Genomic DNA, 8,775 nt, shown 5'->3' with positions numbered 1-8,775 from the left:
TCTTTCCTTTTTTAAGAACAAATTGCACCAGGCGAACAATGAGTAGGCCGAAGAAACGAGCTACATAGGAAATACCTAGTAAGACTAGTGAAGAAGCACCGATGGCTAGTAAACCAGAACCGAAAATCAAGATAAAGGCTGATTTGGCTTGGGCTAGGACAGTGAAACTTTCAACTAAGAATAGGAATCCGCCGATGATACCAAGTATGGAAACCGCAAAGAAAGCCAGAATGACAGTCAAAGCAGCCACAAGGATTCCGAACAGAGCCACGAGGATGGCGATTCCCAGAGGAATGCCGATGGGTGCTGCAAGGAGAGCTAACAAGGCGATATGCAAAATTTGTCTGTTATTCTTTTGAGCGGGTGCTTCATTGATTTTTTTATTGAGAAGATTGGAGAGAACTTCGTGGGCCGCTTCTTTGGGAGTTCCCAAGCTAGCGATGAGTTCTTCTTCTCCTTCGACTCCAGCATCGTCAAAGAGTTCCCTGAAATAGTCCATGGCTTCAATTTGGTCAGCCTGAGGCAGTTTTTTGAGATAAAGTTCTAGCTGAGTCAGGTATTCAGTTCTTGTCATGGCGGATACTCCCTTCTATGATGCCATTGATGGTGTCTGTATAGAGTGCCCATTCATCTTTTAGGGTCACGAGCTGTTCTATACCACCATTTGTCAAGGAGTAGTATTTGCGCATGCGACCTTGGAACTCTCTAGAATAGGTTGTCAGAAAGCTATTGCCTTCCAATTTTTTTAGGATAGGATAGAGTGTAGATTCTTTGATATTAGCGATCAGCTTAATGGTTTGGCTAATCTCATAACCATAAGAATCATCCTGCTCCAGTACAGCCAAGATGAGAAATTCAATCAAGGCAGAGGATGTTGGAAAGTACATGGGGAACCTCCTTTTCTAATGTGTAAGATTTTTATATATAATTTTTCTACACATACATTGTACATCTAAATGAAAGCCCTGTCAAGAGAAATGTGTAAAATTTTTATATATAAAAAACTTCTAGCTAAAACTAGAAGTTTAGAGGATTTTATCAGCTTTGTCCACTGTAAAGAGGGCCACAGTCATCAGGATATCGACGAGTAAGAGGGCAGCTACAGCTGGCACCCAAGAGTGGAAAAGGTCAAAACTGTAACCAAAGAGGGTTGGCCCAAAGGCTGCTAGGATATAGCCTCCTGTTTGAGATAAACCAGACAATTGTGCAGTCTTTTCAGGGGCGCTTGTCTTGAGTGAAAAGTTGACCATGAGATAGGGGAAGAGGGCGCTGGTCGCGGTTCCGATGAGGAGATGGATGGCAAGCCAGTAAAAGAAATTACCGATTGGGAAAAAGAGCATGGAAATACCGACCACACCAGCTAGTGAAACCAGAGTGAGCATGAGCTGACGGTTACGAGTAGATAAACTGGTTGTCAGGCTTGGGATGGTCATTGAAAAAGGAATGCTAATCAGAGAGAAGATAGAGGTCAGCAAGCCAGCTTCGTGACTGGATAGGCCTGCATGGATGGCCATGGTAGGTAGCCAGGTCATAGCTGTGTAAAAGAGCAAGGATTGAAAACCTGCAAAGACAATCACTGCCCAGACCTGTTTATTACGCATAACCTTTGTTTTGCTTTTTTGTTTGGTTTGTGGAGCCAGTCTGTGATTATAGCGGTGATTTGGGAGCCAGACCAAAAAAGTTGCTAGGCAGAGCAGGGTGAGGAGGATGATAAGTCCTTTCCAAGAACTGGCTTGTGTAATGGGCACAGCTAGATAGGAAGCCAGAGCCGTCGCAACCCCCATAGAAGTTACATATAAGGTGGTCAGATAACCAATTTTCTTTGGTTGATTAGCTTGGATAAGACTAGGAAGCAGAACATTGATGACTGCGATACTTGCCCCAACCATCAAGGTTCCTAGATAGAGCAGGGGCAGATTGATTAGTCGAATGAGAGAACCGATGGTCAAGAAGAAAAGGCTATAGGTAAAGAGATGCTCCAAGCCAATTTTCTGAGCTAGTCGGGTAGAAAATAGCGAGAAGAGGGTAAACATGAGGAGAGGAAGGCTGGTCAGGACACCAAGTGAACTAACTTCGACTCCCAGCCCTTGCGAAATATCTCCCAAAATAATGGGTAAAACAGTAAAAGGAGTCCGCAAGGAAACACCAATCAGGATAATACCTGGAACAAAAAAGAGTGATTGCTTTTTCATATAATACCTCTCCTAGCTGATTTTAATAACAGCTTATTTTAAGGCTTTTTCCCTATAATGTCAAGTAAGGTTTTGGGCTTTCAAGATAAAAATGGGAAAGTCTTGAAAATTATGATAAAATAGTGGAAGGAAATCTATATATTGGAGAAAAACTGTGCTTGAAAAGCAAAAAATTAGCGTCTTGATGTCGGTCTATGTAAAGGAAAATCCGACATTTTTGAGAGATGCCATTAATAGTATTCAAAATCAAACCTTGAAACCGAGCGAATTGGTTCTCGTAGAGGATGGACCTCTCACACCAGAACTCTATCAAGTATTAGACCAGGTTGAAGCTGAGTCTGATATTCCAGTGAAACGCTATCCTCTTGAGCAGAATCAAGGTTTGGGTCTAGCTCTTCGACAGGGTGTTTTGCAGTGTCAGTACGATATCATCGCTCGTATGGATACCGATGATATAGCTGTTCCAGACCGTTTTGAGAAACAGGTTCAGCTAATGGAGAAGGACAAACTAGACCTATTAGGTGGACATATTGCAGAGTTTATTGATAATCCTGATGAGATTGTTTCTTACCGTCGTGTTCCAACCAAACATGCAGATATTGTAGCTTATCAAAGGATGAGAAGTGCCTTTAACCACATGACTGTCATGTTCAAGAAGGACATGGTTCTCAAGGCAGGCAATTATGAAGATGGCCTTTATATGGAGGATGACCTCCTCTGGCTCAATATGATTGCTGCAGGAGCTAAGACTGGAAATCTGGATCAAATCTTGTGTAAGGTTCGTGTCGGAGCAGGGATGTTTGAGCGTCGTGGGGGACTGCGTTACCTCAAACTCTATCGTCAGGCTCGTCAACGCATGCTGAAGCGAGGGCAAATTTCTTACATGGAGTATGCCAAGAGTGTTGCCATTCAGATGATTGTTGCCCTTTGTCCCGGATTTGTCCGACAGTTTATTTTTATGAAACTGTTACGAAAAAGCAAGTAAAAGATTGTAGCAAATCGTAAACTGGATAAAAAGTGTTATAATAACAATATAAATATTCGGCTCTTTTAAGGAGGAGTAAATTTCTATGAATAAAAAACTCACAGATTATGTGATTGATCTGGTGGAAATTTTAAATAAACAACAAAAACAGGTTTTCTGGGGAATATTTGATATTTTGAGTATGGTGGTTTCCATCATTGTATCTTATATCTTATTCTACGGCTTGATTAATCCAGCACCTGTTGACTACATCATCTATACGAGTTTGGCCTTCCTGTTCTATCAATTGATGATTGGATTTTGGGGATTGAACGCTAGTATCAGTCGTTACAGCAAGATTACGGATTTCATGAAAATCTTTTTTGGTGTGACTGCTAGCAGTATCTTGTCATATAGTATCTGCTATGCCTTCTTGCCACTTTTTTCAATCCGTTTCATCATTCTCTTTATCTTGTTGAGTACCTTCTTGATTTTATTGCCACGGATTACTTGGCAGTTAATCTACTCTAAACGCAAAAAGGGAAGTGGTGATGGGGAACACCGTCGGACCTTCTTGATTGGAGCTGGTGATGGCGGAGCTCTCTTTATGGATAGTTACCAACATCCAACTAGTGAATTAGAACTTGTCGGTATTTTGGACAAGGATTCTAAGAAAAAGGGCCAAAAACTTGGTGGAATCCCTGTTTTGGGTTCATATGATGATCTGCCTGAATTAGCCAAACGCCATCAAATCGAGCGTGTTATCGTTGCGATTCCGTCGCTTGACCCGTCAGAATATGAACGTATCTTGCAGATGTGTAATAAGCTGGGTGTCAAATGTTACAAGATGCCTAAGGTTGAAACGGTTGTTCAAGGACTTCACCAAGCAGGTGGAGGCTTCCAGAAGATTGATATCACAGACCTTTTGGGCCGTCAGGAAATTCGTCTTGACGAATCGCGTCTGGGCGCAGAACTGACAGGTAAGACAATCTTGGTTACAGGTGCTGGAGGTTCGATCGGTTCTGAAATCTGTCGCCAAGTTAGCCGCTTCAATCCTGAACGTATCGTCTTGCTCGGTCATGGGGAAAACTCAATCTACCTTGTTTATCATGAATTGATTCGTAAGTTCCAAGGGATTGATTATGTACCTGTTATTGCAGATATTCAAGACTATGACCGCTTGTTGCAAGTCTTTGAGCAGTACAAGCCAGCTATTGTTTATCATGCGGCAGCCCACAAGCACGTTCCTATGATGGAGCGCAATCCAAAAGAAGCCTTCAAAAACAATATTCGTGGAACTTACAATGTTGCTAAGGCTGTTGATGAAGCCAAAGTACCTAAGATGGTTATGATTTCGACAGATAAGGCGGTTAATCCACCAAATGTTATGGGAGCAACCAAGCGTGTGGCTGAGTTGATTGTCACTGGCTTTAACCAACGTAGCCAATCAACCTACTGTGCAGTTCGTTTTGGGAATGTTCTTGGTAGCCGTGGTAGTGTCATTCCAGTCTTTGAACGCCAGATTGCTGAAGGTGGTCCTGTAACGGTGACAGATTTCCGCATGACCCGTTACTTTATGACTATTCCAGAAGCTAGCCGTTTGGTTATCCATGCTGGTGCCTATGCCAAGGATGGAGAAGTCTTTATCCTTGATATGGGTAAACCAGTCAAGATTTATGACTTGGCTAAGAAAATGGTCCTTCTAAGTGGACACACCGAAAGCGAAATTCCAATTGTTGAAGTTGGAATCCGCCCAGGCGAAAAACTTTACGAAGAACTCTTGGTATCAACCGAACTCGTTGATAATCAGGTTATGGATAAGATTTTCGTTGGTAAGGTTAATGTCATGCCTCTAGAAGCCATCGATCAAAAGATTGAAGAGTTCCGCACTCTTAGTGGAGATGAGTTGAAGCAGGCCATTATCGCCTTTGCCAATCAAACAACCCACGTTGAATAAAATAGAAAAACGCATAATATCAAGGTTCTCCTGAAGAACCTTGGTATTATGCGTTTTGTTATGTAGAGACTTATACTCTTCGAAAATCTCTTCAAACCACGTCAACGTCGCCTTGCCGTAGGTATGGTTACTGACTTCGTCAGTTCTATCCACAACCTCAAAACAGTGTTTTGAGCAGCCTGCGGCTACTTTCCTAGTTTGCTCTTTGATTTTCATTGAGTATTACTCCATTTTCTTCTGAAATGGAGTTGTTTCCCAGTCTATGTTATTGAAAATACTCCAAAACTTCTATGGGTTTGTGAGCGATATAATCAGGTTGATAGTCTAGTAGATCTGCTTGCTCTCCAAATCCCCAAGTGACGGCCAATTTCTGAATGCCTGTTTCTTGAGCTCCCAGCATATCAAACTTGGTATCTCCAATGATGATGGCTTGTTCCGGTGCTAGTTGATGTGTCTGTAAGGCTTGGCGAATGACATCTGCTTTATGGGGAGTTTCAGGGCTGGAACCATAAATACCATCAAAGAAATGATGGATTCCCAAGTTTTTAGTCATGTCTTGAGCAGTTGGAGTATTTTTTGTTGTGGTGATATAAAGAGGATATTTGCTCGACAACTCCCCAAGCAAGTCTACAATTTGAGGAAAGAGTTGAGCTTCATGGATGCCTTTTACTTTGTAGTAAGAACGGTATATCTGGACAGCCTCAGAAATTTGGTCTTTGGGCAGGCAGGTCGCAAAACTACTTTCAAGAGGCGGTCCCATAAAACCACGAATAGTTTTGTCATCAGGACTAGGCACCCCCAGTTCCTTAAAAGTATGAGTAAAGGCATTGTGAATCCCGATAGAACTGTCAACGAGGGTTCCATCCAGATCGAAAAAAATCGCTGTGATAGAGGTCATGGTTTCTCCTATTTGATAAGCTTATTCTCCGAAAATTTCTTTTTGAAGGCGACGACCAGTAGGGGTGGCAGCGAGTCCACCTTCAGCTGTTTCACGAAAGGCAGTTGGCATGCTTGCTCCTACTTGGTACATGGCATCGATAACTTCATCCACAGGAATTTTAGATTCGATACCTGCCAAGGCCATGTCTGCTGCGATGAAAGCAAAGCTGGCCCCCATGGCATTACGTTTGACACAGGGAACTTCGACCAAGCCGGCAACAGGGTCACAGATAAGGCCCAGCATATTTTTAATGACAAAGGCAATGGCCTGACTGGCCTGATAAGGTGTTCCACCGGCAGCTAGAGTCAAGGCTGCAGCACTCATAGCAGAGGCCGAACCAACCTCAGCCTGACAGCCACCTTCAGCTCCTGAGATAGAGGCATTATTTGCGATGACTAGTCCAAAGGCACCAGCAGCAAAGAGGAAATCCAGCTGTTGCTCGTGGCTGAGGTCTAATTTTTCAATAGCAGCTGTTAGAACGGAAGGCAGACAGCCAGCACTTCCTGCGGTCGGAGTGGCGCAGACCAAGCCCATTTTGGCATTATGTTCATTGACTGCGATGGCATTTCGGGCAGCAGAGAGAATCGTGTAATCTGACAGAGTTTTTCCGTTTTTGATGTAGTGATCCAATTTGGCAGCATCTCCACCTGTCAGGCCACTACGAGATTTATTTTCATTGAGGCCAAGTTGGACAGAGGCTTTCATGACTTCCAGATTGCGTTCCATGAGAAGGAGGACTTCTTCACGTTCGCGACCGGTCAATTCAAACTCTGTTGTAATCATGAGTTCTGCGACATTTCCTTGAAAGTCCAGATCTGCTTGCTCGACCAATTCTTTGATAGAATAAAACATACTTCCTCCTATTTAAAGAAATTGACATTGTGGAGATGAGGGATTTTTCGAATTTCTTCGATGGCCTCATCACAGTTGCGACTGTCAACTTCGATAATCATAATAGCTTTTTCACCAGCTTTTTCACGAGTAACATTCATCTGGGCGATATTGATATCATAGCGGGAAAGTGCCTCCGTTACGAGGGCAATCATACCTGGAATATCTTGATGAACAATGATGATAGTCGGTGTATTCATATTGAGAGAGACGGCAAAGCCATTGAGTTCGGTTACCTGAATATTTCCTCCACCGATAGAAATACCAGTCACACTGATGGTCTTATGAGCATTTTTGACGGTAATTTTAGTGGTGTTTGGGTGAGGGGCGTTACTGTCTTTCTGAATGGTCCAGACAATCTTGATGCCACGCTTGTGGGCAATTTCCAGGCTGTTTGGGATTTCGGGATCATCTGTATCCATGCCCAAAATACCTGCAACAAGGGCTAGGTCTGTTCCGTGACCACGATAGGTTTTGGCAAATGAGTTAAATAGTTGGAATTCGACTTTTGTCGGAGTATCATCAAAAATGGAAGAGACAATCTTCCCAATACGAACAGCACCAGCGGTATGGCTACTAGATGGGCCAATCATAACTGGTCCGATGATATCAAAGACAGATTGAAAACGAAGTGATTTCATCAGTTTCCCCTTATAAAAATTCTTATCTCTATTATATCAAAGAATGAAGGTCTTGGCTTTAATTGTGGATGAAAACCTTTTTACACTACAAATAGCATAAAAAAGCATCTTTTGTAACAAAAAATAGCTTATTTAGGGAAATAAAAAATAATTTTGTAATATTTCTACATAAAAGTATCAAGAAACGGTAATATTTAAAGGGTATGATAGAACTATAGAAAGAAGGAGAATTTTCAAATATGAAATCAACAACTAAAAAGATTAAAACAACTCTTGCAGGAGTAGCTGCCTTGTTTGCAGTATTTGCTCCATCATTTGTATCTGCTCAAGAATCATCAACTTACACTGTTAAAGAAGGTGATACACTTTCAGAAATCGCTGAAACTCACAACACAACTGTTGAGAAATTGGCAGAAAACAACCACATCGACAACGTTCATTTGATTTATGTTGGTCAAGAGTTGGTTATCGATGGTCCTGTAGCACCTGTTGCAACACCAGCGCCAGCTACTTATGCGGCACCAGCTGCTCAAGATGAAACTGTTTCAGCTCCAGTAGCAGAAACTACAGAAGTAGTAGAAGAAGCAGCACCAGCTGCAAGCGCTCCTGTAGCAGAAGAAACTGTTGTTGCAGCAGAAACTTCAGCACCAGCTGCAACTGTAAGTGGATCTGAAGCAGAAGCTAAAGAATGGATTGCACAAAAAGAATCAGGTGGTAGCTATACAGCTACAAACGGCCAATACATTGGACGTTACCAATTGACAGATTCATACTTGAACGGTGACTACTCAGCTGAAAACCAAGAACGTGTAGCAGATGCTTACGTTGCAGGACGTTACGGTTCATGGTCAGCTGCTAAAAACTTCTGGCTTAACAACGGCTGGTATTAAGAAATAACGAACAGAATAATTTGAAAAAGTCGAGGAAATCCCTCGACTTTTTTATATTTCTTTCGGTTGATAATAGATCTCCACTTCTTTTTTGAGAAAGGCTAGAATGGAAGTTTCATCGGTCAGCTCCAGAAGGGAGAACCCTTTTTGGATAAGTTTAGCATCATCCCTACAAATCCCAATACGGACATAGCAGATAGCAAGCATATCGCAGCTTTTCTTGTTCTTGGCATCCTCTAGTAAAGTATAGCAGATTTGTTGACACATGTTTTTGTCTTGATGGTATAAGTAAATGGTGGA

The 8,775-nt window shown here is 42.3% G+C and carries 9 protein-coding genes and 1 pseudogene; 3 read left to right on the top strand and 7 right to left on the bottom strand.

The window, feature by feature from the left end; all coding sequences use genetic code 11:
- From ACLNCN_RS01610 to ACLNCN_RS01600, 3 genes are all read right to left on the bottom strand, one after another.
- Positions 1–574, bottom strand: a 574-nt coding sequence (locus ACLNCN_RS01610; protein ID WP_424844488.1) for a DUF1700 domain-containing protein, incomplete at its 3' end; no start/stop codon positions are given.
- Positions 561–887, bottom strand: a complete 327-nt coding sequence (locus ACLNCN_RS01605) for a PadR family transcriptional regulator (protein ID WP_000273858.1) — start codon at positions 885–887, stop codon at positions 561–563. The genes ACLNCN_RS01610 and ACLNCN_RS01605, both read right to left, overlap by 14 nt.
- 138 nt (positions 888–1,025) lie before the next feature.
- Complete coding sequence (locus ACLNCN_RS01600; RefSeq protein ID WP_424844487.1) at positions 1,026–2,192, bottom strand: CynX/NimT family MFS transporter; 1,167 nt, start codon at positions 2,190–2,192, stop codon at positions 1,026–1,028.
- A 154-nt stretch (positions 2,193–2,346) separates the two neighbouring features.
- Here ACLNCN_RS01600 and ACLNCN_RS01595 point away from each other — a divergent pair, with 154 nt between their 5' ends.
- Both ACLNCN_RS01595 and ACLNCN_RS01590 read left to right on the top strand, forming a co-directional pair.
- Positions 2,347–3,177: a glycosyltransferase gene (locus ACLNCN_RS01595; protein WP_414367846.1), complete on the top strand. Its 831-nt coding sequence runs from the start codon at positions 2,347–2,349 to the stop codon at positions 3,175–3,177.
- 85 nt (positions 3,178–3,262) lie between these two features.
- Entirely contained in the window at positions 3,263–5,113 is a 1,851-nt protein-coding gene (locus ACLNCN_RS01590) for a polysaccharide biosynthesis protein (RefSeq protein ID WP_290108858.1), read from the top strand.
- A gap of 265 nt (positions 5,114–5,378) precedes the next feature.
- Here ACLNCN_RS01590 and ACLNCN_RS01585 read toward each other — a convergent pair whose 3' ends face one another.
- Genes ACLNCN_RS01585 through sdaAB form a run of 3 tightly spaced genes read right to left on the bottom strand, consistent with a single transcriptional unit; the run spans position 5,379 to position 7,585 of the window.
- A complete protein-coding gene (locus tag ACLNCN_RS01585) occupies positions 5,379–6,011 on the bottom strand; it encodes an HAD family hydrolase (RefSeq protein WP_414367848.1) in 633 nt (210 codons plus the stop codon).
- A 21-nt stretch (positions 6,012–6,032) separates the two neighbouring features.
- On the bottom strand, positions 6,033–6,905 hold the full coding sequence (sdaAA, locus tag ACLNCN_RS01580; protein WP_000500043.1) for an L-serine ammonia-lyase, iron-sulfur-dependent, subunit alpha: 873 nt from the start codon (positions 6,903–6,905) through the stop codon (positions 6,033–6,035).
- Positions 6,906–6,913: 8 nt separating this feature from the next.
- Positions 6,914–7,585, bottom strand: a complete 672-nt coding sequence (gene sdaAB / locus ACLNCN_RS01575; protein ID WP_125454330.1) for an L-serine ammonia-lyase, iron-sulfur-dependent subunit beta — start codon at positions 7,583–7,585, stop codon at positions 6,914–6,916.
- A 239-nt stretch (positions 7,586–7,824) separates the two neighbouring features.
- Here sdaAB and ACLNCN_RS01570 point away from each other — a divergent pair, with 239 nt between their 5' ends.
- Positions 7,825–8,475, top strand: coding sequence for a LysM peptidoglycan-binding domain-containing protein (locus ACLNCN_RS01570; protein WP_045612422.1), 651 nt, complete (start codon positions 7,825–7,827; stop codon positions 8,473–8,475).
- A 51-nt stretch (positions 8,476–8,526) separates the two neighbouring features.
- Here the strand turns inward: ACLNCN_RS01570 and ACLNCN_RS01565 are convergent.
- Positions 8,527–8,775 (bottom strand): annotated as a pseudogene (locus tag ACLNCN_RS01565) (DNA-binding protein); the annotation flags it as partial.

The organism is Streptococcus sp. CL8.13, from assembly GCF_049737895.1.
This window is presented reverse-complemented; position numbering and strand designations above follow the sequence as displayed.

What these genes read in the sequence shown, in the direction of transcription:
- ACLNCN_RS01590 (WP_290108858.1), top strand. Translation starts at nt 3,263, where the DNA reads ATGAATAAAAAACTCACAGATTATGTGATTGATCTGGTGGAAATTTTA.
- ACLNCN_RS01585 (WP_414367848.1), bottom strand. Translation starts at nt 6,011, where the DNA reads ATGACCTCTATCACAGCGATTTTTTTCGATCTGGATGGAACCCTCGTT.
- ACLNCN_RS01605 (WP_000273858.1), bottom strand. Translation starts at nt 887, where the DNA reads ATGTACTTTCCAACATCCTCTGCCTTGATTGAATTTCTCATCTTGGCT.
- sdaAB (WP_125454330.1), bottom strand. Translation starts at nt 7,585, where the DNA reads ATGAAATCACTTCGTTTTCAATCTGTCTTTGATATCATCGGACCAGTT.
- ACLNCN_RS01600 (WP_424844487.1), bottom strand. Translation starts at nt 2,192, where the DNA reads ATGAAAAAGCAATCACTCTTTTTTGTTCCAGGTATTATCCTGATTGGT.
- sdaAA (WP_000500043.1), bottom strand. Translation starts at nt 6,905, where the DNA reads ATGTTTTATTCTATCAAAGAATTGGTCGAGCAAGCAGATCTGGACTTT.
- ACLNCN_RS01570 (WP_045612422.1), top strand. Translation starts at nt 7,825, where the DNA reads ATGAAATCAACAACTAAAAAGATTAAAACAACTCTTGCAGGAGTAGCT.